The organism is Streptomyces sp. NPDC050485, assembly GCF_044458185.1.
In the GTDB taxonomy this organism is placed as follows: domain Bacteria; phylum Actinomycetota; class Actinomycetes; order Streptomycetales; family Streptomycetaceae; genus Streptomyces.
In genome coordinates this window covers 323,136-347,662 of the sequence record NZ_JBITHR010000007.1, presented here as the reverse complement: position 1 = coordinate 347,662, position 24,527 = coordinate 323,136, and the positions used below count along the sequence as shown (strand labels likewise).

The following is a 24,527-nucleotide window of genomic DNA, read 5'->3' as shown; positions in this document are numbered from 1 at the left end:
GTCAGCCGGAGGAACGCGGCGCGGGGGAGGAGGTGGCGAGCGCCGCCGCCTCCTCGGCGCAGCCCCAAGCCACCGTCACCCCGGCGCCGCCGTGCCCGTAGTTGTGCACCAACACCCCGCCGTCCGGGGTGTGTTGACGCTCGACGCGCACCCCCGAGTCCCGCGCCGGGCGCAGGCCGACGCGGTGGGCGACCACGCGTGCTCCGGCGATCTCGGGGCGTACCAGCGCACAGCGCGCGATGATCCGCTCGGCCGTCACCGGATCGGGCGCCAGGTTCCAGTCGTCCTCCTCGGCGGTGCCGCCCAGGAGCAGCCCGTACGGCTGGGGAAAGAAGTAGGTCGTCTCCGGGCCGCCGTGCTCCACCGAGGTGTACCAGTCCCGGATCCCCGGATTCTCGACCACCACCAACTGGCCCCGCACAGGCCGTACTTCGGGATCCGGTACCAGATCGCGGGCGCCGAGCCCCGTGCAGTTGACCACGACCGGTGCATCCGGAAGACGCTCGGCCTCCCGCGTCTCGACCGTCCCTCCCGCGGCCGCCAGCCGCCGCTCCAGCCACCGCAGATGGACCGGCATGTCGATCAGCGGGAGCCTGGCCCGCAGGCCCTGCGGGCAGGCGCGCAGCCCGGCCACCTGGGCCGCCCACGGCCCGAGACCGTCCAGCCAGGTCCCGGCGTGCAGCCCCTCGACCAGCCGCACCCCGGTCTCCTCCGACTTGTGGGCCAGCTCCTCGTACACTCGGAGCGAGGTCAACGCCCAGGCGCCGACGCGGATTTCGGGATCGATGCGGTACGGCCACCACAGCGCCCCGGCCGTCGCGGACGTCGTACCCCGCGCCGGCTCCGCGCGCCACACCGTCACCCGGTGCCCCGATTCGGCCAGGACGATCGCCGTCGTCAGCCCGATGACCCCGCCGCCCACCACGATCACTTCGCCGCTCATGACCGGCCCACGCTTCCCAGCGTTTCGGTCGGGTCCGACGCCCGCACTTGGCGGTGGTGCGGCGCAGGGAAACCGGAGACGATCAGCCGGTCGGGCTGCTGTCGGCCGGCGTCCCGCAGGGCGCGGATCCCGTACGAGACCGGGGCCCCCGGGCTGTGCCCGAAGAAGGCGTACGGCGCCCGGCTGAGCGGCACATCGGCGAGGAACGCCGCGACCTTCCGGAGCGGTGCCGCGAGCCGGGGCGCGGGTGGGTGGCTGGCGTTGCCTGGTTCGGCGGGGTGCGGTGGGGTCGGCGGTGCCGGGTTTGGCGGGGCTTGGTGTGTGGCTGGGGCGGGGTGCGGTGGGGTCGGCGGCGCCTGGTTCGGCGGGGTGCGGTGGGTGGCTGGCGTTGCCTGGTCCGGCGGGGTTCGGTGGGTGGCTGGCGGTGCCGGGTTCGAGGGGGCTCGGTGTGTGGCTGGCGACCGCTTAGGATCGGTCACCTCATGACTGCAACCCTCGTCGCCAAGGACCTCGCCGCCGGCCACGGCGACCGCACCCTCTTCGCCGGGCTCGACCTGGTGGTCGCCCCCGGCGACGTCATCGGCCTCGTCGGCCCCAACGGCGCGGGCAAGTCCTCCCTGCTCCGCCTGCTCGCCGGGCTCGACACCCCCGAACAGGGCGAGCTGCGGCTCTCCCCGCCCGGCGCGACCGTCGGCCACCTCCCGCAGGAGCCCGACCGGCGGCCCGGCGAGACGATCCGCGCGTTCCTGGCCCGCCGCACCGGGGTCGCCGCCGCCCAGGAAACCATGGACGCCGCCACCCAGGCCCTGGTCGACGGGGCCCCCGGCGCCGACGACGCGTACGCCGACAGCCTGGAGCGCTGGCTCGCGCTCGGCGGCGCCGACCTGGACGAGCGGGCCGAGGAGGTCGCCGCGTCGCTCGGCCTGACCACCGGCCTCGACCAGCCCATGACCGCGCTCTCCGGCGGCCAGGCCGCCCGCGCGGGCCTCGCCTCGCTGCTCCTTTCCCGGTATGACGTGTTCCTGCTCGACGAGCCGACCAACGACCTCGACCTGGACGGTCTGGAGCGGCTCGAAGCGTTCGTGAAGGGGCTGCGGGCCGGCACGGTCGTCGTCAGCCACGACCGCGAGTTCCTCGCCCGCACCGTCACCAAGGTGCTCGAACTCGATCTCGCGCAGCAGCAGATCAACCTGTACGGCGGCGGCTACGAGGCCTACCTGGAAGAGCGCGACACCGCGCGCCGCCACGCGCGCGAGGACTACGAGGAGTACGCCGACAAGCGCTCCGCCCTCGAAGGCCGCGCCCAGATGCAGCGCTCCTGGATGGACAAGGGAGTCAAGAACGCCCGGCGCAAGGCCACCGACAGCGACAAGCTCGGAAAGAAGTTCCGCAGCGAAGCCAGCGAGAAGCAGGCCTCCAAGGCCCGCCAGACGCAGCGCATGATCGAGCGCCTCGACGTCGTGGAGGAGCCCCGCAAGGAGTGGGAGCTGCGGATGGAGATCGCGACCGCACCCCGCTCGGGCGCCGTCGTCGCGACGCTGCGCGACGCCGAGGTGCACCGCGACGGCTTCACCTTCGGGCCCGTCTCGCTCCAGATCGACTGGGCCGACCGGGTCGCGATCACCGGCGCCAACGGCTCCGGCAAGTCGACCCTGCTCGCCGCCCTCCTCGGCCGGCTCCCGCTGGACGCGGGCCACGCCTCGCTCGGCTCGGGCGTGGTCGTCGGCGAGGTCGACCAGGCGCGCGGCCTGTTCCTGGGTACGGAGACTCTGCTCGACGCGTTCTGCGCCGCGGTCCCCGATACGGAACCGGCGGAGGTCCGCACCCTGCTCGCCAAGTTCGGCCTCAAGGCGCACCACGTGCTGCGCACCGCGGCCTCGCTGTCCCCGGGCGAGCGCACCCGCGCCGCGCTCGCCCTGCTCCAGGGCCGGGGAGTCAACCTCCTGGTCCTCGACGAGCCGACCAACCACCTGGACCTCCCCGCGATCGAGCAGCTGGAGTCCGCCCTCGACTCGTACCAGGGCACCCTGCTCCTGGTCACCCACGACCGGCGCATGCTCGACGCGGTCCACACGACGCGCCGCCTGGAAGTGGCGGACGGAAAGGTGACCGCGTACTGACCCGGCCAGGACCTGCTCGTGCTGTGCGGTCACAGCGGGCCCGGTCGCCCTGGGGCTGACACCGCCCGCGCTTGTGCCAACGAGGGGCAGGCGCACGCCAGTTGACGCGGCGCCTGCCCCTCGGCGCAGGCTCGTGCTCAGCGTCCGCCGCGGCCCTTCGGGTCGAGCAGGCCCGCCTTCCGCAGGGCGTCCGCCATCGCGCTGTTGGCGGGAGCCGGCGCCGGGGCACGGCCCTGGCCGCCCTGCCGGCTGCCGCCACGGGCCTCGCCGCCGCCGTTTCCACGGCGCTGCTGCCCTTGACTCTGCCCCTGCCCCTGTCCCTGGCGCTGCTGCGGAGGCCGGCCGCCCTGGCCCTGACCCTGGCCGCCCCGCTCGCCGCGTTCCCGCTTGGGCGCGCCGCCCGGCGCCGCAGCATCGTCGTCCAGCCGCAGCGTCAGCGAGATCCGCTTGCGCGGTACATCGACGTCGAGGACCTTCACCTTGACGATGTCGCCCGGCTTGACCACGTCGCGCGGGTCCTTCACGAACGTCTTCGACAGCGCCGAGACATGCGCGAGCCCGTCCTGGTGCACACCGATGTCGATGAACGCGCCGAACGCCGCCACATTCGTGACGACACCCTCCAGCACCATCCCGGACGCCAGGTCACCGATCTTCTCGACGCCCTCCTTGAAGACGGCGGTCTTGAACGCCGGACGCGGATCGCGGCCCGGCTTCTCCAGCTCGCGCAGGATGTCCGTCACCGTGGGCAGACCGAAGGTCTCGTCCACGAAGTCGTCCGGCCGCAGCGAGCGCAGCACCCCGGTGTTGCCGATGAGGGAGGCGACCTCGCTGCCGACGGTCTTCACCATCCGCCGCACCACCGGATACGCCTCGGGGTGCACGCTCGACGCGTCCAGCGGGTCCTCGCCGTCGCGGATCCGCAGGAAGCCCGCGCACTGCTCGTACGCCTTCGGGCCGAGTCGCGCCACGTCCTTGAGGGCCCGGCGCGAGCGGAAGGGGCCGTTGGCGTCGCGGTGCGCCACGATGTTCTCGGCGAGGCCGGAACCGATGCCCGAGACCCGCGAAAGCAGCGGCGCGGACGCGGTGTTGACGTCGACACCCACGCCGTTCACACAGTCCTCGACCACCGCGTCGAGCGAGCGCGACAGCTTCACCTCGGACAGGTCGTGCTGGTACTGGCCGACGCCGATGGACTTCGGGTCGATCTTCACCAGCTCGGCGAGCGGGTCCTGCAGGCGCCGGGCGATGGATACCGCGCCGCGCAGCGACACGTCCATGTCCGGGAACTCCTGGGAGGCGAACGCCGAAGCCGAGTACACCGAAGCGCCCGCCTCCGACACCATCACCTTGGCGAGGTTCAACTCCGGGTGTTTCGCGATGAGTTCACCGGCGAGCTTGTCCGTCTCGCGGGACGCCGTGCCGTTGCCGATGGCGATCAGCTCGACCGCGTGCTCCTGGGCGAGCCGGGCCAGCTTGGCCAGCGACTCGTCCCACTTGTTCGCCGGGACGTGCGGATAGATCACGTCCGTCGCCACGGCCTTGCCCGTCGCGTCGATCACGGCCACCTTCACTCCGGTACGGAAACCGGGGTCGAGGCCGAGCGTGGCGCGCGTGCCGGCCGGGGCGGCCAGCAGCAGGTCCCGCAGGTTGGACGCGAAGACCCGCACCGCCTCGTCCTCGGCGGCCGTACGCAGCCGCAGTCGCAGGTCGATGCCGAGATGCACCAGAATGCGGGTGCGCCAGGCCCAACGCACCGTGTCCGCGAGCCACTTGTCACCGGGACGGCCCCGATCGGCAACACCGAAGCGGCGCGCCACCATGTTCTCGTACGTCGAGGGGCCCGGCTCCGCCGAAGGCTCCTCGGGCTCCAGGACGAGGTCGAGGACCTCCTCCTTCTCGCCCCGCAGCATCGCGAGCACCCGGTGCGAGGGCAGCGCGGTGAACGGCTCGGTGAAGTCGAAGTAGTCGGCGAACTTGGCGCCCGCCTCCTCCTTGCCCTCGCGTACCTTCGCCGCGAGGCGGCCCTTGGTCCACATGCGCTCGCGCACCTCGCCGATCAGGTCGGCGTCCTCCGAGAACCGCTCGGCGAGAATGGCGCGGGCACCCTCCAGGGCGGCCGCCGGATCGGCGACGCCCTTGTCGGCGTCCACGAACGCGGCCGCCGCGGCGAGCGGCTCCACCGACGGGTCGCCGAGCAGGCCGTCGGCGAGCGGTTCCAGGCCCGCCTCGCGCGCGATCTGCGCCTTGGTGCGCCGCTTCGGCTTGAACGGCAGGTAGATGTCCTCCAGGCGGGCCTTGGTGTCGGCGGCCCGGATCCGCGCCTCCAGCTCCTCGGTGAGCTTGCCCTGCTCTCGTACGGACTCCAGGACCGCGGTGCGCCGCTCTTCCAGCTCCCGCAGGTAGCGCAGCCGCTCCTCCAGCGTGCGCAGCTGCGCGTCGTCGAGCATCTCGGTCGCTTCCTTGCGGTAGCGCGCGATGAACGGGACGGTGGACCCGCCGTCGAGCAGCTCGACGGCGGCCTTCACCTGCCGCTCCCGTACGCCGAGTTCCTCGGCGATCCTGCCTTCGATGGACGTCGTCACGTTGCCGTACCGCCTTCTCGCTGAGCCTGAGGCGCCATTGTGGCAGGAGGCACCGACAATCGACGATCAGCCCTTGCCGATGAGGTCCGCCGGGAAGCCGCCCGCCAGGGCCGCCGTCACCAGGTAGCCCTTGGCGAGCTCGGTGAGCCGGGCCACGCCCTGCTCGCCGAGGAGTTCGTACGGGGCGAGGTCGAGGCGGTCGGTGCGGTCCTCCAGCTCGGCGCGCAGCGCCACCCCGGCCTCCGTCAACTGGCCCTCGGCATCGAGCAGTCCGCGCTCACGCAGCCGCCCGGCGGCCGCGTCCCAGTCCGACTGCTCCCAGCCGCGGGTGACGAGGATCCAGCGGGGCGCCATGCCGTTGCCGGTCGCGGTGTGGCTGACGAGGGCCTCCAGCGGGTCGAGGCCCAGGTCGAGCAGGACGGCGAGGTGACCGTCGCCCCGGTGCTCGCGCAGCAGGGTCGTCGCGTGCCAGAACGCGAGGTGCGGCTGCTCCGGCACGGGCAGATCGGCGTGCGCGGCGTACAGCGGGCGGGCGTGCCGGGTGCAGCCCTCGGTGGCGCGCAGTGCGAGACGCGCCGCCTCGGCCATCTCGTCCGAGGCCAGCGCCTCCTCGCCGAGCAGTCGGCGCAGCGTGCTGTCGACGCCCCGCAGCCGCGCGGCCAGGACGGCCTCGGGGGAGGCGGTCCGCCACACCATGGGCAGGTGCCGGGCGATCACGTCGGGGCGGAAGTTGTAGAACGTGGCCGCCACGACACCGGGACCCACGGCGCCCATCGCGGCCGCGCGCCCCGCGAAGTAGGCGGCGGTGCGGTCCTCGATGCCGATCCCGGCGAGCTCCTTGGTGACGTCCGGCGAGAAGTAGACCGTGGCGTGCAGGGAGTTGAGGGGGCTGTGGCAGCGGCGTCCGGCGCGCGGCGGGAGAGTACTCATACCCGGCACGTTACCGACTGGTCGGTACGCCGTGAAGGGGTGGGGCGGACCGAAGCTCCCCGATTCCGATGGCAGGATAGGTGGGATTCTCGTCATTGCGGCCAGCGCGGCGGAGGCCAAGGATGGAGGGCATGACGAAGCGCTCGGTGCTGGTCGTCCTGTTCGACGGCGTCCAGAGTCTCGATGTGACCGGCCCCGCCGAGGTGTTCGCCGGGGCGGGGCAGGTCATCGGCGACCCCACCGCCTACCGGCTGCGCTTCGCCTCGCTCGACGGCGCCCCGGTCTCCTCGCACTGCGGGCTGCGCCTCATGGCCGACTCCGCGCTCGCGGACGCCGACCCGACGGACATCCTGCTCGTCCCCGGCGGCGAGGGCACCCGCCACCCCGACCCCCGGCTGATCGACTGGCTACGGGTGCACGGCCCGCGTGCCACAAGCCTCGTCTCGGTGTGCACCGGGGCGCTGCTGCTCGCCGAGACCGGGCTGCTCGACGGGCGCCGGGCCACCACGCACTGGGCGTTGTGCGACCAGATGGCCCGCCGCTACCCGGCGGTGCGCGTCGACCCGGACCCGATCTTCGTGCGGGACGGCACCATCGCCACCTCGGCCGGGGTCACGGCGGGGATCGACCTCGCGCTCGCCCTCGTGGAGGAGGACCACGGCCGGGAAGCGGCCCTGGCCGTCGCCCGCCGTCTGGTCGTGTTCCTGCGCCGCCCCGGCAATCAGGCCCAGTTCAGCGCGCAGCTCGCCGCGCAGACGGCCAGGCGTGAGCCGCTGCGCGAGCTCCAGCAGTGGATCACCGAGCACCCCGACGGCGATCTGTCCGTCGAGGCGCTGGCCGGGCGGGCCAGGCTCTCACCGCGCCACTTCGCCCGCGCCTTCAACGCCGAGACCGGCACGACCCCCGGCCGCTATGTGGAGCGCGTCCGCCTGGAACACGCCCGGCGCCTCCTGGAGGAGACCCCGGACGGCGTGCGCGAGGTCTCCCGCGCGGCCGGTTACGGCACCCCCGAGGCGATGCGGCGCGCCTTCGTCAAGCAGCTCGGCACGGCCCCCGCCGAATACCGCCGCCGCTTCCGCCCCACCTCCGCGTAGCCCCGTCACTTCTGCGCGGCCCCGTCACCTCCGCCCGGCCTCGCCACCTCCGCCCAGCCCCCGGCACCTCCACGTAGCCCCGTCGAAAGGCAGCCCATGCAGATCGCGATTCTGCTGTACGACCGTTTCACCGCGCTCGACGCGGTGGGCCCCTACGACACCCTCAGCCGGCTGCCCGGTGCCGAGACGGTGTTCGTCGCCGAGCAGGCCGGGCCCGTACGCAACGACAGCGGGAGCCTCACGCTCGTCGCCGAGAAGTCCCTGGCCGAGGTGGTCCGGCCCGACATCGTGATCGTGCCGGGCGGCCCGCCCGAAGCGGTCGAAGCGCACCTGGAGGGCGGGCCGGTCATCGACTGGCTGCGCGCCGTGGACGTCACGTCGACGTGGACCACCTCGGTGTGCACGGGCTCGCTGCTGCTCGCCGCGGCCGGGCTCCTGAAGGGGCGCCGGGCCATCTCGCACTGGCTCGCCCTCGACCACCTGGCGACGTTCGGCGCGACACCGACCGGCGAGCGGGTCGTGGCCGACCACAAGTACGTGACCGCGGCCGGTGTCTCCTCCGGCATCGACATGGGGCTCACCCTGCTCGGCCGGATCGTCGGGGACCGGTACGCGCAGGCCGTGCAGCTGCTCATCGAGTACGATCCGCAGCCGCCCTACGACGCGGGCTCGCCCGACAAGGCGCCCGCCGAGCTCGTGGAGAAGTTCAGGACGGAGGGCTTCCCTCGGGACTGACCCGCCAGGTGAAGCGCGGAGCCCGGCGCTCCAGGAAGGCGGCGACCCCCTCCGCGGCGTCGCCGCTGCCGCGCGCCTGCTCCGCCCAGTGGGCCTCCCGGTCGGTCCTGCCGTCCGCGAACTCCTTCGCCGCCGCCTGGGTGAGCTGCGAACGCGACGTCAGTACGCGGGTGAACTCGGCCACCCGCTTGGCCAGTTCGCCCTCGGGCAGCACCTCGTCCACGAACCCGGTCCGCAGCGCCCGGCCGGTGTCCATCAACTCGCCCGAGAACAACAGGTACTTGGCGGCGGCGGGCCCGACCAGGGCGGCCAACCGCCGGGTGGCGGACGCCGGGTAGACGATGCCGAGCTTCGCGGGAGTGATCCCGAACGAGGCGCCCTCCTCCGCGAACCGCAGATCGCACGCCGCCGCGAGCTGGCTGCCGCCGCCCACGCAGTAGCCGCGCACCGCGGCCAGCGTCGGCTTCGGGAAGGCCGCCAGCGCCTCCTCGGCCCGTACCGCGAGGGACTTGGGGTCCTCGCCGGGCTCCCGCAGCGCGGAGATGTCCGCCCCGGCGCAGAACGTGTCCCCGGCCCCGGTCAGTACCAGCGCCCGTACGTCCGGGTCGGCAGCCAGGCCCGCGAGGAGCGGCGGCAGCGCCCGCCACATCGCGGACGTCATCGCGTTGCGCTTGGCGGGATTGCTGATGACGACGGTGGCGACGCCCTGGTCAAGGCTCTGCTCCAGCTGCGGCTGCATGCGCCGGATGCTATCCGGGGACCCGGAACCTATGATCGTCAGGGGGTGTCCGACCGCGACCACCGGACAACCCCCGAGGGGGGCCGCACGCGGATCTGTGAGGAGACGCCGATGGCCGAACGCACTCAGCACGTCGGGCGTGACGGCAGGAAACTGCGCCGCAGCTTCGGACGGCTCGCCCTGCTCGGTGTGATCCTGGTCGTGGCCGGTCTCGTGGGCCTCGCCTATACGGGATTCGCGACCCTCACCACCATGCTGCTCTTCGGCTGGCTGCTGCTCGTCGGCGGCGTCGTCGGTCTGGCGCACGCGATCCAGTCGCGCGGCTCCAGCTTCTTCTGGCTCGGCGTCGTCGTCGCCGCGCTGAACCTCGCCGCGGGCGTGGTGGTGATCCGCCGGCCCGAGGGCAGCGCGGAGGCGCTCACCATGTTCGCCGCCCTGCTGTTCCTGACCGGCGGAGTGTTCCGCCTGGTGGGCAGCGTGGTGGTGCGCGGGCCGCAGTTCGGCTGGACGCTGGTGCAGGGCGCGTTCGGGGTGCTGCTCGGCGTGCTGGTGCTCGGCAGCTGGCCGAGCAACAGCCGCTACGTCATCGGCACCTTCTTCTCGCTGGCCCTGCTCTTCGACGGCCTCGGGCTGATCGCCATCGGAGTGGGCGGACGCAGAATCGTCACGCTGGTGAATGAGGCGACGACCCCCGCGGAGGCCGCGGAACACACACCTCCGATGTCTCCGACACCCCCGCAAGGCATGGCAAAGCCCTCAGACGAGGATCAGAACCCCATGGAGAAGTGACTTTCTCTGGCATCGGGGAGCAAATAGCGGCGATAGGTGCTGACTTCTGTTCAGTGTGCTGGCCCGGACCAGCACACTGCCGACACTCTTCAGTAGACGGGTGCAGCCGAGCCGCGAGGGTGGGTGCCGGAACATGGAGATCCGCGGGAGCCTCCCGCCCGACCCCGCCGCGCTGGCCGGTGCGCGTCCGTACGAGGGGGTGTGGCGGTTCACCGCCCCCGCCGTCGAAGCCTCCGTCCCGCAGGCCCGGCACGCGGTGCGCGACCTGCTGGCCCGCCAGGGCGTACCGGCCCACGACGAGCTCGTCCAGGGACTGCTCCTCATCGTCTCCGAGCTGGTCACCAACGCGGTCAGACACGCGGCACTGCTCTCTCCCCAGGTCGCCGTCGAGGTGGCGATCGGCGCCGAGTGGATCCGGGTCGCCGTCGAGGACAACCACCCCTACCGCCCCAAGGCCCTTGAGGCCGACTACGCCCAGACCGGCGGCAGGGGACTGCTCCTGGTGCGGGAGATCACCGAGGAGGCGGGCGGGGTGTGCGACGTCGAGCAGACCGCGAACGGCGGAAAGATCGTCTGGGCCGCACTCCCGCTGGCCCCGCTGCCGGGGATCACCAGCCCGCGTCGGGCCCCGTGAGCTCCTTGACCGCGGGCCGGGCCGCGTCGAGCACCGTCATGAACCACGCCGAGAACGTGGCGCGGGCGTGCCGCTCGGCGAGCTCCTCGGGCGTCACGAACGCCGTCTCGCCGACCTCCTCGGGGTCCGGCCGCAGCGGCGACTGCACGAGGCCCACGAAGAGGTGGTTGTACTCCTGCTCCACCAGCCCCGAGTCCGGGTCCGGGTGGTTGTAGCGGACCGTGCCCGCCTCGGCGAGCAGCGTCGGCGAAATGCCCAGCTCCTCATACGTACGCCGGGCGGCCGCGGCGAACGGGGACTCGCCGGGGTAGGGGTGGCCGCAGCAGGTGTTGGACCAGACACCGGGGGAGTGGTACTTGCCGAGCGCCCGTCGCTGGAGCAGCAGCCGGCCCGCCGGATCGAAGAGGAAGACGGAGAACGCCCGGTGCAGCTGACCGGGCGCCTGGTGGGCGGCGAGCTTCTCCGCCGTTCCGATGGTGTTGCCGCTCTCGTCGACCAGTTCGAGCATGATCTCTTCCGCGGCTGCGCCCGTGGTCCCGTTCGACGAGTTGTTCGCCGTGGTGGCTGGTGTGCTCGGCATAACCATCCTTCGCTTCGGTCCTCGGCTGCCCAGTCTGCCGTACAAAAGCGGCGTGTCCGCACTTCCACGGGCACCCGCATGTCCCTGCCCCGCGAAGGGCGCCGGGAACCGCGGAGGGTCAGTGGCAGAGCTTCGCCTCGTGCTCGGCATGGCCGCCGGGCTCCAGCTGGAAGGTGCAGTGCTCGACGTCGAAGTGATCACCCAGGCACCCCTGCAACTCGTGCAGCAGCTTCTCGTGCCCCACCGTGTCGAGGACCTCCTGGCTGACCACCACGTGCGCGGAGAGCACCGGCATCCCGGACGTGATCGTCCACGCGTGCAGATCGTGTACGTCCTCGACACCGGGCAGCTCCACGATGTGCGCCCGCACCTCGCCCATGTCGACCCCCTTGGGAGCCGATTCAAGGAGCACGTTGAGGGTCTCGCGCAGCAGCTTGACGGTACGGGGCACGATCATGAGGCCGATCACCAGCGAGGCGATCGGGTCGGCCGCCTGCCACCCGGTGGCCATGATGACCAGACCGGCCAGCACGACGGCCGCCGAGCCGAGCGCGTCGGAGAGCACCTCCAGGAACGCGCCGCGCACATTCAGGCTGTCCTGCTGCCCCTTCATGAGGAGGGACAGCGACACCGAGTTGGCGACCAGCCCGATCAGACCGAAGACGACGGCCGTGCCGCCTGCGGTGTCGGCGGGCTCCACGAACCGGGAGACCGCCTCGAACAGGACGTAGCCGCCCACCCCGAGCAGCAGCAGGCAGTTGGCGAGCGCGGCGAGTATCTCGGCGCGGGCGTAGCCGTAGGTGCGGTTGCCGCCGGCCGGCCGGTTGGCGAAGTGGATGGCGAGCAGCGCCATTGCGAGCCCGAGGCCGTCGGTCGCCATGTGCGCGGCGTCCGCGACGAGCGCGAGCGAGTCGGCGAGCAGACCGCCGACGATCTCCACGACCATCACGGTCAGTGTGATGCCGAGCGCGATCCGCAGCCGCCCCCGGTATGCGGCGGCGGCGGTGCCGGTCGGCGGCGGCCCTCCGTGCGTGTGTCCGTGGTCGTGCCCAGCCCCCATGAGAGCCCTCCTGGATCCGGTCCCGTTCGATGGTGACATCTGTGTACGAGGGGTCAGTGAACTACGGGTGGGGGGTATCTGCAACACGAGACTGAACACCGTTGTCATGTGCTCTGACCTGCGGAAATGCTCGCAGGTCAGCGGCTCGGCCGGAGCGCCGCGCGAGCGGCAGGGCGGCCGGGCCCGCAGAGCGCGCGGTACGCGGTTTGTGGGCTGCGGCCTTGATCGACAATGATGGCCGGGGCGCCCCGCAGCGGGCGCCGCCGGGCCCGGCCGGGCGCGAACGGCCAGTGAATTCCCGGTTCCGTACATCCGATAGCCTCTGCCGACGTGCCGCCCGCGCCGTGCCGGGCCGAGCCGCCGCGCATCCGTCCTGCCCGTCCAAGGAGTGAGTTCGACTGTCGACCGCCATCCTGACCGGTCCCCCGGTCCCCGGGTCGCAGCTCGGACCCGAGCTGGGTTCCTTGGGCTTCGACGTCCGCTCCGCCCAGCGGCCCGAGGACGTGTCCGACCTGCTCGCCGAGGTGTCGGCCGGTGAACGCGTCGCCCTGGTCGACCCGCGCTTTCTCGGACACATCCACTCCCTGCGCCTGGCGCTGACCGACCCCCGCTTCCCGGCGGCCGCCGTGCCCGGCGCGCTGACGGTCCAGGCCGAGGCCCGCCCCGCGCTCGCCCGCGCCCTGGCCGGCGCTCCGGCGGCGCCCGGCGCCCCGGTGCGTACGGGCTCCGTGCTCACCGACGACATCGCCGCGGCCATCGAGGCCGACGGCGTCGCGGTGCACCGCCCCGAGCTCGGCTCGCTGATCGCGACCGTCCCCGCCGACGAGGTCGCCGCGGCCGCCGCGAGCCGGGCCATCGCCGCCGTGGACGACGAGGCCGTACGCCTGCGCAACGCGGTCAAGTCCCGCGACGGCTTCTTCACCACCCACTTCATCAGCCCGTACTCCCGCTACCTCGCCCGCTGGTGCGCCCGCCGGGGACTCACCCCCAACCAGGTCACCACCGCCTCGCTGATCACCGCGCTGATCGCGGCCGGCTGCGCGGCGACCGGGACCCGCGGCGGCTTCGTCGCGGCCGGACTGCTGCTGATCTTCTCCTTCGTCCTGGACTGCACCGACGGGCAGCTGGCCCGCTACTCGCTCCAGTACTCGACGATGGGCGCCTGGCTCGATGCCACCTTCGACCGCGCCAAGGAGTACGCCTACTACGCGGGGCTCGCGCTCGGCGCGGCCCGGGGCGGCGATGACGTATGGGCCCTCGCGCTCGGCGCGATGGTGCTCCAGACCTGCCGCCACGTCGTGGACTTCTCATTCAACGAGGCGCACGTCGTGGGCACCGACGCCACCGCCAACGCCAGCCCCACCGCCGCCCTCTCCGACCGGCTCGACTCGGTCGGCTGGACGGTCTGGGTACGCCGCATGATCGTGCTGCCGATCGGCGAGCGCTGGGCGATGATCGCCGTGCTGACCGCCGTCACCACGCCCCGCATCGTCTTCTACGCCCTGCTCATCGGCTGCGCGTTCGCCGCCTGCTACACCACCGCAGGCCGGGTGCTGCGCTCGCTGGCCCGCCGGGCCACCCGCACCGACCGGGCGGCTCAAGCACTCGCCGACCTCGCGGACAGCGGGCCCCTCGCGCAACTGGTCGCCGCGAAGGCGCCCCGGGTGCCGGGAGCCCCCGTGGTGGCCGCCGTCGGCGTCGTGGCCCTCATCACTACCGCGCTCACGCAGCCGGTCGGCAGCCGCCAGATGGTCGTCGCGGCCGTCTTCTACGTGATCCTGTCGGGCCTCGCCGTCGCCCGGCCCCTCAAGGGCGCCCTCGACTGGCTCGTACCGCCGCTGTTCAGAGTGGCCGAATACTGCACGGTCCTGATCCTGGCCGCCCGCTCCGGGGTGGACGGCGCCCTGCCCGCGGCCTTCGGGCTCGTGGCCGCGGTCGCCTACCATCACTACGACACGGTCTACCGCATCAAGGGCGGCTCCGGCGCGCCGCCCCCGTGGCTGGTGCGACTGATCGGCGGCCACGAGGGCCGCACGCTCGTGGTGGCGGTGCTCGCCGCCGTCCTCGCCACGCGAGACACAGACTTCACCCTGGCGCTCACCGCCCTCGCGGCGGCCATCGCGCTCGTGGTGCTCGTGGAGTCCATCCGCTTCTGGGTGTCCTCCGGAGCACCTGCCGTACATGACGAAGGAGAAACAGCATGATTGGCCTCGTACTGGCAGCCGGTGCCGGACGGCGTCTGCGCCCCTACACCGACACGCTCCCGAAGGCCCTCGTGCCTGTCGACGGTGACACCACCGTCCTGGACATCGCGCTGAAGAACTTCGCCGAGGTCGGCCTCACCGAAGTCGCCATCGTCGTCGGCTACCGCAAGGAGGCCGTGTACGCGCGCAAGGAGGCCCTGGAGGCCAAGTACGGCGTCGCGATCACGCTGATCGACAACGACAAGGCCGAGGAGTGGAACAACGCCTACTCCCTGTGGTGCGCCCGTGAGGTCCTCAAGCGCGGTGTGATCCTCGCCAACGGCGACACGGTCCACCCGGTCTCCGTCGAGAAGACGCTGCTCGCCGCGCGCGGCGACGGCCAGAAGATCATCCTCGCCCTCGACGCGGTGAAGCACCTCGCCGACGAGGAGATGAAGGTCATCACCGCCGACGGCAAGGGCGTCCAGCGCATCACCAAGCTGATGGACCCGGCGACCGCGACCGGTGAGTACATCGGTGTCACGCTCATCGAGGCCGAGGCCGCCGAGGAGCTCGCCGACGCCCTGAAGACCACCTTCGAGCGCGACCCCGACCTCTACTACGAGGACGGCTACCAGGAGCTCGTCAACCGCGGCTTCACCGTCGACGTGGCGCCCATCGGCGAGGTCTCGTGGGTCGAGATCGACAACCACGACGACCTGGCGAAGGGCCGTGAGATCGCGTGCCAGTACTGACTCGGCTCATCCCCTCGCCGGTTGTCGTGGACATCCGGCGGGGGGCTCTGGACGATCTGGCGGTCGTCCTCGCCGACCAGCGCATCTCGGCCAACGGCAAGCTGGCGATCGCGATCAGCGGCGGCTCCGGCCTGAAACTGCGTGAGCAGTTCGCCCCGCTGCTGCCGGGCGCCGAGTGGTACCCCGTCGACGGCGGCACCATCGACGCGGCGGTCAAGCTCGCCGACGCGATGCGCGGCAAGCGCTACGACGCCGTGGTGGCGCTCGGCGGCGGGAAGATCATCGACGTGACGAAGTACGCGGCGGCCCGGGTCGGGCTGCCGATGGTCGCGGTCGCCACGAACCTCTCGCACGACGGCATCTGCTCGCCGGTCTCCACCCTGGACAACGACAACGGCCGCGGCTCCTACGGGGTGCCCACCCCGATCGCCATCCTGATCGACCTGGACGTGATCCGGGACGCGCCCGCGCGCTTCGTGCGCTCGGGCATCGGCGACGCGATCTCCAACCTCTCCGCGATCGCGGACTGGGAGCTGTCGCACCGCGAGACCGGTGAGCCGGTCGACGGCCTGGCCGCGGCGATGGCGCGCAGCGCCGGCGAGGCGGTGCTGCGCCACCCCGGCAGCGTCGGCGACGACGACTTCCTGGTCACCCTCTCCGAGGGCCTGGTCATGTCCGGCATCGCCATGTCGATCAGCGGCGACACCCGGCCCTCCTCCGGCGCCTGCCACGAGATCAGCCACGCCTTCGATCTGCTCTTCCCGACGCGGGCCGCCAGCCACGGCGAGCAGTGCGGCCTCGGCGCGGCCTTCGCGATGCACCTGCGCGGCGCGCCCGAGCAGTCCGCGCTGATGGCCGAGGTGCTGCGCCGGCACGCGCTGCCGGTCCTCGCGAGCGAAATCGGCTTCACGGACGACGAGTTCGTCCGGGCCGTCGAGTTCGCCCCGCAGACCCGCCCCGGCCGCTACACCATCCTCGAGCACCTCGACCTGTCCACCGACCAGATCAGGGACGCGTACGCCGACTATGCCAAGACCATCCGTAGCTGAGCTCCGCCCGGTCGTGCACCCGGCGGGTGTGAAGGACCGGGTCAGCGGAGAACACTGGGGCGGCCGCCTGTACATGCGCGAGATCTCCCTGCGCATCACCCGCCGCCTGGTCACCACCAAGGTCACGCCGAACCAGCTGACCTACCTGATGACCCTCTGCGGTGTCCTCGCGGCCCCGGCCCTGCTCGTCCCGGGCATCTGGGGTGCCGTCCTCGGCGTCGTGGCCGTCCAGCTCTACCTGCTGCTCGACTGCGTCGACGGCGAGGTCGCCCGCTGGAAGAAGCAGTTCTCGCTCTCCGGGGTGTACCTGGACCGCGTCGGCGCCTATCTGTGCGACGCGGCGGTCCTGGTCGGCTTCGGCCTGCGCGCCGCCGACCTGTGGGGTTCCGGACGGATCGACTGGCTGTGGGCCTTCCTCGGTACGCTCGCCGCACTCGGCGCGATCCTGATCAAGGCCGAGACCGACCTCGTCGGCGTCGCCCGGCACCAGGGCGGGCTGCCGCTGGTCAAGGACGCGGCGGCCGAGCCGCGCTCCTCCGGCATGGCACTCGCCCGCCGGGCCGCCGCCGCGCTGAAGTTCCACCGGCTGGTCCTCGGCATCGAGGCGTCCCTGCTGATCCTGGTCCTCGCGGTCGTGGACCAGATCCGGGGCGACCTGTACTTCTCGCGGCTCGGCGTCGCCGTGCTGGCGGGCATCGCGCTGCTTCAGACGCTGCTGCACCTGGTGTCGATCCTCGCTTCCAGCAGGCTGAAGTGAGCGCCCCCATGAAGGTCGGCGCGGTCGTCATCACGATGGGCAACCGCCCCGCCGAGCTGCGGGCCCTGCTCGACTCGGTCGCCAAGCAGGACGGCGACCGGATCGAGGTCGTCGTCGTCGGCAACGGCGCCCCGGTGCCGGACGTCCCCGAGGGCGTACGCACCGTGGAACTGCCGGAGAACCTGGGCATTCCGGGTGGCCGCAACGTCGGTATCGAGGCGTTCGGCCCGTCGGGCGCGCAGATGGATGTGCTGCTCTTCCTCGACGACGACGGGCTGCTCGCGAACCCGGACACCGCCGAGCTGTGCCGGCAGGCCTTCGTGGCCGACCCGGAGCTCGGCATCATCAGCTTCCGCATCGCCGACCCGGAGACCGGGGTCACCCAGCGCCGCCACGTCCCGAGGCTGCGCGCCGCCGACCCGATGCGCTCCTCGCGCGTGACGACGTTCCTCGGCGGCGCCAACGCCGCGCGCACCAAGGTGTTCGCGGAGGTCGGCGGGCTGCCCGACGAGTTCTTCTACGCCCACGAGGAGACCGATCTGGCCTGGCGGGCGCTGGACGCCGGCTGGATGATCGACTACCGCGCGGACATGGTCCTGCACCACCCGGCGACCGCCCCGTCCCGGCACGCGGTCTACCACCGGATGGTGGCTCGCAACCGGGTCTGGCTGGCCCGGCGCAACCTGCCCGCGCCGCTGGTCCCCGTCTACCTCGGGGTCTGGCTGCTGCTCACCCTCGCCCGCAAGCCGTCGGGCCCCGCGCTGAAGGCGTGGTTCGGCGGTTTCAAGGAGGGCTGGACGACGCCCTGCGGACCGCGCCGCCCCATGAGGTGGCGTACGGTCTTCAGGCTCACCCGGCTGGGCCGTCCTCCCGTCATCTGAGAGTCTCGGATCTGAGAAGTCCTGGGCTCTGAGACCATCGGGTGTACTTCATGACCACGAAAGTTTTCACTTGTGAGTGACACAACCCTGTCCCCGGCGGACCTCGCCGCCAAACACGGGCTGTCGGTGAGCGGGGCGCGGCCCCAGCTCACCGCCTACATCAAGCAGCTCTGGGGTCGGCGCCACTTCATCCTGTCCTTCTCGTCGGCCAAGCTGACCGCCCAGTACAGCGAGGCGAAGCTCGGCCAGATCTGGCAGGTGGCGACGCCCCTGCTGAACGCGCTGGTCTACTACTTCATCTTCGGCGTTCTGATGAACGCGAAGAGGGGCATCGACGCGAACGCGTACATCCCGTTCCTGGTGACCGGCGTGTTCCTGTTCACCTTCACGCAGAACTCGCTGATGGCCGGCGTACGGGCGATCTCGGGCAACCTGGGCCTGGTGCGGGCCCTGCACTTCCCGCGCGCCTCGCTGCCGGTCTCCTTCGCGCTCCAGCAGCTCCAGCAGCTGCTGTTCTCCATGATCGTCCTGATGATCGTGGTGGTCTCGTCCGGCTTCATGCCGGGCATGACCTGGCCCCTGATCATCCCGGTGCTCGCGCTGCAGTTCGTCTTCAACACCGGCCTGGCGCTGATCTTCGCGCGCCTGGGCGCCAGGACGCCGGACCTCGCGCAGCTCATGCCGTTCATCATGCGTACGTGGATGTACTCGTCCGGCGTGATGTTCAGCCTCAGCACCGTGCTCAAGGGCAAGCCGCACTGGCTGAAGGACATCCTTCAGTGCAACCCCGCCGCGGTCTACATGGACCTGGCGCGCTACGCCCTGATGAACGGCTACGGCGGCCACGGGCTGCCCCCGCACGTGTGGGCCCTCGCGGTCGGCTGGGCGGTCGTCGTCGGGGGACTGGGATTCGTGTACTTCTGGAAGGCTGAAGAGCGGTATGGTCGTGGCTGAGGACATCAACGACCGCGATGCGGCGGTCGACGCGCGCATCCCCACCGTCATCTGCGACGACGTGCACATCGTGTACACCGTCAACGGAGGCGGCGGCGGAAAGGGCAGCGCCACCGCCGCCCTGAGCCGCATAGTCAAGCGGGACAAGACCGGTGGCGCCTCCCGTGGCATGCGCCGCGTGCACGCCGTACGCGGCGTCTCCTTCACCGCGTACCGCGGCGAGGCGATCGGTCTGATCGGCAGCAACGGCTCCGGCAAGTCGACGCTGCTGCGGGCCATCGCGGGTCTGCTGCCGCCGGAGAGCGGGCGGGTCTACACCGACGGCCAGCCCTCGCTGCTCGGCGTGAACGCGGCGCTCATGAACGACCTGACCGGCGAGCGCAACGTGATCCTCGGCGGGCTGGCCATGGGCATGTCGCGCGAGGAGGTCAAGGACCGCTACGAGGAGATCGTCGACTTCTCCGGCATCAACGACAAGGGCGACTTCATCTCCCTGCCGATGCGGACGTACTCCTCCGGCATGGCGGCCCGGCTGCGGTTCTCCATCGCCGCGGCCAAGGACCACGACGTCCTGATGATCGACGAGGCGCTGGCCACCGGTGACCGGCAGTTCCAGATCCGCTCCGAGGAGCGGATCCGGGAGTTGCGCAAGCACGCCGGCACCGTCTTCCTGGTGAGCCACAGCATCGGCTCCATCCGCGACACCTGCGACCGCGTGCTCTGGCTGGAGCGCGGCGAGCTCCTCATGGACGGGCCGACCGACGAGGTCGTCAAGGCGTACCAGAAGGAATCCGGCCGCTGACGCTCAGTCATTTTCCGGACCGCGCAACCGGAGCCCCTGTCGATCAACCCCGGCGGGGGCTTTCGCGTCCTAGGGTGTGGCCGGAGGGTCAAGATCCCGTCAAGTTCCCAGTGTACGGGGAAGGTTGGGCCGGATTGGAGTGTTCTTGTAATGCTCTCAACACCCCGATGTGTTGTCGGCCGTTGTACAACGTAAGCTGTACCGGTGCTGATTCGCGGCAAGTGGGGTAATACGCCCCGGGCGCACTCGCGAGACGGGTCACCCCGTCCGGGGAGGTCAGGCGGCGTGTCCGAAATAGGATGTTTTGGGTCGGCGGTGTAGAACGGGAGATGTGACGGCCATGGCTACGGAAGATCTCCAGCTCAGAGGGACGGCCGCCGTTCCCGCGCCGGGCGGTACCCGGTGACCCCAGTCCGGGACGCGCGTACCGGATCCTCCTCGCGCAGCACGCTCGACAAGGCCACGGAAGAGAACTTCCCGGTGGCCCCCTTCTTTCTGCCGCGCGCCTGGCGCGACGACCTGATGGCCGTCTACGGCTACGCCCGCCTCGTCGACGACATCGGTGACGGCGACCTCGCCCCCGGCGGCGCCGACGCCCGCCACCTCGGCGTGGACCCCGCCGACGCGGACGACCGCCTCCTGCTGCTCGACGCCTTCGAGACCGATCTGCGCCGCGTCTTCGACGGGACCCCGCACCACCCGCTGCTCAAAGCCCTCCAGCCCACCGTGCGCCGCCGCTCGCTGACCCCCGAGCCGTTCCTCGGCCTGATCGCGGCCAACCGCCAGGACCAGCGGGTCCGGCGCTATGAGACCTACGGGGAACTGCTCGCCTACTGCGAGCTTTCGGCCAATCCCGTGGGGCGGCTCGTCCTCGCCATCACCGGCACCGCGAGCCCGGAGCGCGTCCGGCGCTCCGACGAGGTCTGCACGGCGCTGCAGATCGTCGAACACCTCCAGGACGTGAAGGAGGACCTCGGCCGGGACCGGATCTATCTCCCCGCCGAGGACATGGCGCGGTTCCACGTCACGGAGGCCGACCTGGCCGCCCCCCGAGGGAGCGCCTCGGTGCGTGCCCTGGTCGCGTTCGAAGCGGAACGCGCCGGGTCGTTGCTGAATGAAGGCACCCCCCTGGTGGGTAGCGTCCACGGCAGACTCAAGCTGCTGCTGGCCGGATTCGTGGCCGGAGGACGCGCCGCGCTCGACGCGGTCGCTGTCGCCGGCCACGACGTACTCCCGGGACCGCCCAAGCCCACCAAGGCAAGGCTGCTGCGCGAGGTGGGAGCCGTCTTGCGAGAAGCGCGTAGAGAGGGGTGAGCCGGACCGTGGAGGCACAGGCACCCGTGTCCGCACCGGTACAGGCCGCATACAGCTACTGCGAGGCGGTGACCGGGCAGCAGGCGCGGAATTTCGCCTACGGCATCAGGCTGCTGCCGGCCGACAAGCGGCAGGCGATGTCGGCGCTGTACGCGTTCTCGCGCCGGGTCGACGACATCGGCGACGGGTCGCTGGCGGCGGACGCCAAGAAGACGCGTCTGGAGGAGACCCGGGCGCTGCTCGGGCGCGTCCGGGACGGCGAGGTCGACGAGGACGACACCGACCCGGTGGCGGTGGCGCTCGCCGACACCGCGCGCCGCTTTCCGGTGCCGCTCGGCGGGCTCGACGAGCTCATCGACGGCGTCCTGATGGACGTGCACGGTGAGAGCTATGAGACCTGGGACGACCTGAAGGTCTACTGCCGGTGTGTCGCGGGCGCCATCGGCCGGCTCTCCCTGGGTGTTTTCGGTACGCAGCAGGGCGCACCGGGCACCGAACGCGCCGCAGAGTACGCCGATACGCTGGGGCTCGCCCTCCAACTCACCAATATCCTGAGGGATGTTCGGGAGGACGCGGGCAATGGAAGAACTTATCTCCCCTCCGACGACCTGGCCAAGTTCGGCTGCTCGGCGGGCTTTCACGGCCCGGTGCCGCCGGCCGGCTCCGACTTCGCGGGCCTCGTCCACTTCGAAGTACGGCGCACCCGGGCCCTGTTCGCCGAGGGCTACCGGCTGCTGCCGATGCTGGACCGGCGCAGCGGCGCCTGCGTCGCCGCCATGGCCGGAATCTACCGGCGCCTCCTCGACCGCATCGAACGCGACCCGGAGGCGGTGCTGCGCGGGCGGGTCTCGCTGCCCGGACGGGAGAAGGCGTACGTCGCGGTACGCGGCCTTTCGGGTCTCGACACCCGGCACGTCTCCCGGCAGACCGCCAGGAGGCGCGCCTGATGCCCGACGCACACCTGGACGAAGGGCCGAGCGCGATGACGCGGGCCCGGCGTGCAACTTCGAGGCGGCCTGACGCGTCCCTGACTGCATCGGCCTGCCGTGCGCCCCGCGCCGGCGCGGCCGGAGGGGAGGGCGCATGAGCACGGGGCAGCACCGGCGCGCGGTGGTCGTCGGCGGCGGACTCGCCGGCATCACCGCGGCGCTCGAACTCGCCGACGCGGGCCTCGACGTGACCCTGATCGAGGGCCGGCCGCGCCTCGGCGGCCTCGCGTTCTCCTTCCGGCGCGGCGACCTCACCGTCGACAACGGCCAGCACGTCTACCTGCGCTGCTGCACCGGCTACCGGTGGTTCCTCGACCGGGTGGGCGGAGCCGAACTCGCCCCGGTCCAGGCCCGGTTGGACGTGCCCGTCCTCGACGTGGCACACCCCAAGGGCCCCCGGCTCGGCCGACTGCGCCGCACGGCCCTGCCGGTGCCGCTGCACCTCGCCAGGAGCCTCGCGACCTACCCCCACCTCTCGCTCGCCGAGCGGGCCTCCGTCGGGCGCGCCGCACTCGCGCTCAAGCGGCTCGACCCGGCCGACCCGGCGCTGGACGGCGTGGACTTCGCGACCTGGCTGGGGCGGCACGGCCAGTCCCCCCGCACCATCGAGGCGCTGTGGGACCTGGTCGGCGTGGCGACCCTGAACGCCACCGCGCCGCACGCCTCGCTGGGCCTGGCCGCCATGGTCTTCAAGACCGGACTGCTCTCCGAGCCGGGCGCCGCCGACATCGGCTGGGCCCGCGTGCCGCTCGGCGAACTCCACGACACGCTGGCCCGCAAGGCGCTCGACGCGGCGGGGGTACGCACCGAGACGCGCACCAAGGCCGAGTCCATCTCCCGTACCGAGAACGGGAGTTGGCAGGTGCGGGTGACTGGCGAGACGCTGGACGCCGAGGTCGTCGTGCTCGCCGTACCGCAGAAGGAGACGTACGACCTGCTGCCCGACGGCGCGCTGGACGATCCGGGCAAGCTGCTCGACATCCACACCGCCCCGATCCTCAACGTCCATGTCGTCTACGACCGCAAGGTCCTGCGGCAGCCCTTCTTCGCCGCGCTCGGTTCCCCGGTGCAGTGGGTCTTCGACCGGACCGACTCCTCGGGGCTGCGGGGCGGCGGTCAGTATCTGGCCATTTCCCAGTCGGCCGCGCAGGACGAGATCGAGCTGCCCGTGGCCGAACTTCGGGCGCGCTATCTCCCCGAGCTGGAAAAGCTGTTGCCCGCGGCGCGCGGCGCGGAGATCCTCGACTTCTTCGTCACCCGGGAGCGGACAGCGACGTTCGCCCCCACGCCCGGCGTCGGACGGCTGCGGCCGTCGGCGCGGACCCGCGCGGACGGCCTGTACCTGGCCGGAGCGTGGACCGCGACCGGCTGGCCCGCGACCATGGAGAGTGCCGTGCGCAGCGGATTCAGCGCCGCCGGCGCCGCCCTCTCCACCCTCGGCCGCCCCCATGTTCATCCGCTTCAGGAGGCGGCATGACTGTTAGCAGTACTGGAACAAGAGGAGAGACTGTGCCGACTGTGCCTTCGGCTTCGGCGAATCCGGCTGTGGACACCGTGGACGTCACCGCCCTGCTGGAGCGGGGGCGCGCGCTGTCGACTCCGGAGCTGCGCGCGGCCGTCGACCGGCTCGCGGCTCCCATGGACACCGTCGCCGCCTACCACTTCGGCTGGATCGACGCCCAGGGCCGCCCGGCGGACGGCGACGGCGGCAAGGCCGTACGGCCCGCCCTCGCCCTGCTCTCCGCGGAGGCGGCGGGCGCCGCCGCCGAGGTCGGCGTCCCCGGCGCGGTCGCCGTGGAACTCGTGCACAACTTCTCGCTCCTGCACGACGACCTGATGGACGGCGACGAGCAGCGCCGCCACCGCGACACGGTGTGGAAGGTGCACGGCCCGGCACAGGCGATCCTCGTCGGCGACGCCCTGTTCGCCCTCGCCAACGAGGTCCTGCTCGAACTCGGCACGGTCGAGGCCGGCCGAGCCACCCGCCGACTCACCACCGCGACCCGGAAGTTGATCGACGGTCAGGCCCAGGACATCTCCTACGAGCACCGCGAGCGGGTCACCGTCGAGGAGTGCCTGGAGATGGAGGGCAACAAGACGGGCGCGCTGCTCGCCTGCGCCGTCTCCATCGGCGCGGTCCTCGGCGGCGCCGACGACCGGACCGCCGACACCCTGGAGGCGTACGGCTACCACCTCGGCCTCGCCTTCCAGGCCGTCGACGACCTGCTCGGCATCTGGGGCGACCCGGACGCCACGGGCAAGCAGACCTGGAGCGACCTTCGCCAGCGCAAGAAGTCGCTGCCGGTCGTCGCGGCCCTCGCCGCGGGCGGCCCGGCCTCCGAACGGCTCGGCGAGCTGCTCGCCGCCGACGCCAAGAGCAACGACTTCGACAGCTTCTCCGAGGCGGAGTTCGCCACCCGGGCGGCCCTGATCGAGGAGGCCGGCGGCCGCGAGTGGACCTCTCAGGAGGCCCGCAGGCAGCACGCCATCGCGATCGAGGCGCTCCGCGCTGTCGACATGCCGGAAAAGATCCGCGCGCAGCTCACCGCGCTGGCGGACTTCGTCGTCGTACGAAAGAGATGATCACCATTCCCATATGACTCGCAGTCGCCGGAAGGGCCCGGGAGACCGGGC

Annotated in this window: 23 protein-coding genes; 16 read left to right on the top strand and 7 right to left on the bottom strand. The window is 71.9% G+C overall.

Going from position 1 to position 24,527, the window contains the following annotated elements; translation table 11 throughout:
- Position 1: 1 nt before the first annotated feature.
- Both ACIBK6_RS17715 and ACIBK6_RS17710 read right to left on the bottom strand, forming a co-directional pair.
- Entirely contained in the window at positions 2-943 is a 942-nt protein-coding gene (locus ACIBK6_RS17715; protein WP_399052159.1) for an FAD-dependent oxidoreductase, read from the bottom strand.
- Complete coding sequence (locus ACIBK6_RS17710; RefSeq protein ID WP_399052158.1) at positions 940-1,422, bottom strand: thioesterase domain-containing protein; 483 nt, start codon at positions 1,420-1,422, stop codon at positions 940-942. Before ACIBK6_RS17710 ends, ACIBK6_RS17715 begins: the two co-directional genes overlap by 4 nt.
- A 3-nt stretch (positions 1,423-1,425) precedes the next feature.
- Between ACIBK6_RS17710 and ACIBK6_RS17705 the strand changes: the two genes are divergently transcribed.
- Positions 1,426-3,063 (top strand): ABC-F family ATP-binding cassette domain-containing protein, encoded by a 1,638-nt coding sequence (locus ACIBK6_RS17705; protein WP_399052157.1) that lies wholly within the window; start codon positions 1,426-1,428, stop codon positions 3,061-3,063.
- Between the two features lie 137 nt (positions 3,064-3,200).
- On the opposite strand, the gene ACIBK6_RS17700 is transcribed toward ACIBK6_RS17705, so the two are convergent.
- The gene (locus ACIBK6_RS17700) at positions 3,201-5,648 is read right to left on the bottom strand and encodes a Tex family protein (protein WP_399052156.1); all 2,448 of its coding nucleotides are present in this window, start codon (positions 5,646-5,648) and stop codon (positions 3,201-3,203) included.
- A gap of 66 nt (positions 5,649-5,714) precedes the next feature.
- Positions 5,715-6,578 (bottom strand): hypothetical protein, encoded by an 864-nt coding sequence (locus ACIBK6_RS17695; protein ID WP_399052155.1) that lies wholly within the window; start codon positions 6,576-6,578, stop codon positions 5,715-5,717.
- Positions 6,579-6,709: 131 nt separating this feature from the next.
- On the opposite strand from ACIBK6_RS17695, the gene ACIBK6_RS17690 reads away from it, so the two are divergent.
- A complete protein-coding gene (locus ACIBK6_RS17690) occupies positions 6,710-7,672 on the top strand; it encodes a GlxA family transcriptional regulator (protein WP_399052154.1) in 963 nt (320 codons plus the stop codon).
- 96 nt (positions 7,673-7,768) lie between these two features.
- On the top strand, positions 7,769-8,407 hold the full coding sequence (locus ACIBK6_RS17685) for a DJ-1/PfpI family protein (RefSeq protein ID WP_399052153.1): 639 nt from the start codon (positions 7,769-7,771) through the stop codon (positions 8,405-8,407).
- Here the strand turns inward: ACIBK6_RS17685 and ACIBK6_RS17680 are convergent.
- Positions 8,379-9,146, bottom strand: coding sequence for an enoyl-CoA hydratase/isomerase family protein (locus ACIBK6_RS17680; protein WP_399052152.1), 768 nt, complete (start codon positions 9,144-9,146; stop codon positions 8,379-8,381). The two genes, ACIBK6_RS17685 and ACIBK6_RS17680, sit on opposite strands and share 29 nt — an antisense overlap.
- 111 nt (positions 9,147-9,257) lie before the next feature.
- Between ACIBK6_RS17680 and ACIBK6_RS17675 the strand changes: the two genes are divergently transcribed.
- Entirely contained in the window at positions 9,258-9,935 is a 678-nt protein-coding gene (locus ACIBK6_RS17675; RefSeq protein WP_399052151.1) for an HdeD family acid-resistance protein, read from the top strand.
- A gap of 133 nt (positions 9,936-10,068) precedes the next feature.
- A complete protein-coding gene (locus ACIBK6_RS17670; protein ID WP_399052150.1) occupies positions 10,069-10,569 on the top strand; it encodes an ATP-binding protein in 501 nt (166 codons plus the stop codon).
- On the opposite strand, the gene idi is transcribed toward ACIBK6_RS17670, so the two are convergent.
- A complete protein-coding gene (gene idi / locus ACIBK6_RS17665; protein WP_399052149.1) occupies positions 10,544-11,149 on the bottom strand; it encodes an isopentenyl-diphosphate Delta-isomerase in 606 nt (201 codons plus the stop codon). The genes ACIBK6_RS17670 and idi overlap by 26 nt on opposite strands.
- Before the next feature lie 118 nt (positions 11,150-11,267).
- Positions 11,268-12,209, bottom strand: coding sequence for a cation diffusion facilitator family transporter (locus tag ACIBK6_RS17660; protein ID WP_399052148.1), 942 nt, complete (start codon positions 12,207-12,209; stop codon positions 11,268-11,270).
- Positions 12,210-12,607: 398 nt separating this feature from the next.
- On the opposite strand from ACIBK6_RS17660, the gene ACIBK6_RS17655 reads away from it, so the two are divergent.
- The 11 genes from ACIBK6_RS17655 to ACIBK6_RS17605 all read left to right on the top strand — a co-directional run bounded on the left by ACIBK6_RS17655 (position 12,608) and on the right by ACIBK6_RS17605 (position 24,476).
- On the top strand, positions 12,608-14,413 hold the full coding sequence (locus ACIBK6_RS17655; protein ID WP_399052197.1) for a DUF5941 domain-containing protein: 1,806 nt from the start codon (positions 12,608-12,610) through the stop codon (positions 14,411-14,413).
- The gene (locus tag ACIBK6_RS17650) at positions 14,410-15,147 is read left to right on the top strand and encodes a sugar phosphate nucleotidyltransferase (RefSeq protein ID WP_399052147.1); all 738 of its coding nucleotides are present in this window, start codon (positions 14,410-14,412) and stop codon (positions 15,145-15,147) included. The genes ACIBK6_RS17655 and ACIBK6_RS17650 overlap by 4 nt, the downstream gene beginning before the upstream one ends.
- A complete protein-coding gene (locus ACIBK6_RS17645) occupies positions 15,135-16,196 on the top strand; it encodes an iron-containing alcohol dehydrogenase family protein (protein WP_399052146.1) in 1,062 nt (353 codons plus the stop codon). Before ACIBK6_RS17650 ends, ACIBK6_RS17645 begins: the two co-directional genes overlap by 13 nt.
- The gene (locus ACIBK6_RS17640) at positions 16,174-16,953 is read left to right on the top strand and encodes a CDP-alcohol phosphatidyltransferase family protein (protein ID WP_399052145.1); all 780 of its coding nucleotides are present in this window, start codon (positions 16,174-16,176) and stop codon (positions 16,951-16,953) included. Before ACIBK6_RS17645 ends, ACIBK6_RS17640 begins: the two co-directional genes overlap by 23 nt.
- Positions 16,954-16,961: 8 nt before the next feature.
- Entirely contained in the window at positions 16,962-17,834 is an 873-nt protein-coding gene (locus tag ACIBK6_RS17635; protein WP_399052196.1) for a glycosyltransferase family 2 protein, read from the top strand.
- Between the two features lie 72 nt (positions 17,835-17,906).
- Positions 17,907-18,788 (top strand): ABC transporter permease, encoded by an 882-nt coding sequence (locus ACIBK6_RS17630; RefSeq protein WP_399052144.1) that lies wholly within the window; start codon positions 17,907-17,909, stop codon positions 18,786-18,788.
- A complete protein-coding gene (locus ACIBK6_RS17625) occupies positions 18,775-19,590 on the top strand; it encodes an ABC transporter ATP-binding protein (protein ID WP_399052143.1) in 816 nt (271 codons plus the stop codon). The genes ACIBK6_RS17630 and ACIBK6_RS17625 overlap by 14 nt, the downstream gene beginning before the upstream one ends.
- A 402-nt stretch (positions 19,591-19,992) precedes the next feature.
- Positions 19,993-20,904 (top strand): squalene synthase HpnC, encoded by a 912-nt coding sequence (gene hpnC, locus ACIBK6_RS17620; protein WP_399052142.1) that lies wholly within the window; start codon positions 19,993-19,995, stop codon positions 20,902-20,904.
- Positions 20,901-21,851 (top strand): presqualene diphosphate synthase HpnD, encoded by a 951-nt coding sequence (gene hpnD, locus ACIBK6_RS17615; RefSeq protein WP_399052141.1) that lies wholly within the window; start codon positions 20,901-20,903, stop codon positions 21,849-21,851. Before hpnC ends, hpnD begins: the two co-directional genes overlap by 4 nt.
- A 136-nt stretch (positions 21,852-21,987) precedes the next feature.
- Positions 21,988-23,370, top strand: a complete 1,383-nt coding sequence (gene hpnE / locus ACIBK6_RS17610; protein WP_399052140.1) for a hydroxysqualene dehydroxylase HpnE — start codon at positions 21,988-21,990, stop codon at positions 23,368-23,370.
- Entirely contained in the window at positions 23,367-24,476 is a 1,110-nt protein-coding gene (locus ACIBK6_RS17605) for a polyprenyl synthetase family protein (protein WP_399052139.1), read from the top strand. The genes hpnE and ACIBK6_RS17605 overlap by 4 nt, the downstream gene beginning before the upstream one ends.
- Positions 24,477-24,527: the final 51 nt, after the last annotated feature.

Coding starts and splice junctions, on each gene's coding strand:
- ACIBK6_RS17685 (WP_399052153.1), top strand. CDS start 7,769: ATGCAGATCGCGATTCTGCTGTACGACCGTTTCACCGCGCTCGACGCG.
- ACIBK6_RS17695 (WP_399052155.1), bottom strand. CDS start 6,578: ATGAGTACTCTCCCGCCGCGCGCCGGACGCCGCTGCCACAGCCCCCTC.
- ACIBK6_RS17640 (WP_399052145.1), top strand. CDS start 16,174: ATGCCAAGACCATCCGTAGCTGAGCTCCGCCCGGTCGTGCACCCGGCG.
- ACIBK6_RS17625 (WP_399052143.1), top strand. CDS start 18,775: ATGGTCGTGGCTGAGGACATCAACGACCGCGATGCGGCGGTCGACGCG.
- ACIBK6_RS17690 (WP_399052154.1), top strand. CDS start 6,710: ATGACGAAGCGCTCGGTGCTGGTCGTCCTGTTCGACGGCGTCCAGAGT.
- hpnE (WP_399052140.1), top strand. CDS start 21,988: ATGAGCACGGGGCAGCACCGGCGCGCGGTGGTCGTCGGCGGCGGACTC.
- ACIBK6_RS17715 (WP_399052159.1), bottom strand. CDS start 943: ATGAGCGGCGAAGTGATCGTGGTGGGCGGCGGGGTCATCGGGCTGACG.
- ACIBK6_RS17635 (WP_399052196.1), top strand. CDS start 16,962: ATGAAGGTCGGCGCGGTCGTCATCACGATGGGCAACCGCCCCGCCGAG.
- ACIBK6_RS17660 (WP_399052148.1), bottom strand. CDS start 12,209: ATGGGGGCTGGGCACGACCACGGACACACGCACGGAGGGCCGCCGCCG.
- ACIBK6_RS17605 (WP_399052139.1), top strand. CDS start 23,367: ATGACTGTTAGCAGTACTGGAACAAGAGGAGAGACTGTGCCGACTGTG.
- ACIBK6_RS17670 (WP_399052150.1), top strand. CDS start 10,069: ATGGAGATCCGCGGGAGCCTCCCGCCCGACCCCGCCGCGCTGGCCGGT.
- ACIBK6_RS17705 (WP_399052157.1), top strand. CDS start 1,426: ATGACTGCAACCCTCGTCGCCAAGGACCTCGCCGCCGGCCACGGCGAC.
- ACIBK6_RS17675 (WP_399052151.1), top strand. CDS start 9,258: ATGGCCGAACGCACTCAGCACGTCGGGCGTGACGGCAGGAAACTGCGC.
- ACIBK6_RS17650 (WP_399052147.1), top strand. CDS start 14,410: ATGATTGGCCTCGTACTGGCAGCCGGTGCCGGACGGCGTCTGCGCCCC.
- ACIBK6_RS17680 (WP_399052152.1), bottom strand. CDS start 9,146: ATGCAGCCGCAGCTGGAGCAGAGCCTTGACCAGGGCGTCGCCACCGTC.
- idi (WP_399052149.1), bottom strand. CDS start 11,149: ATGCCGAGCACACCAGCCACCACGGCGAACAACTCGTCGAACGGGACC.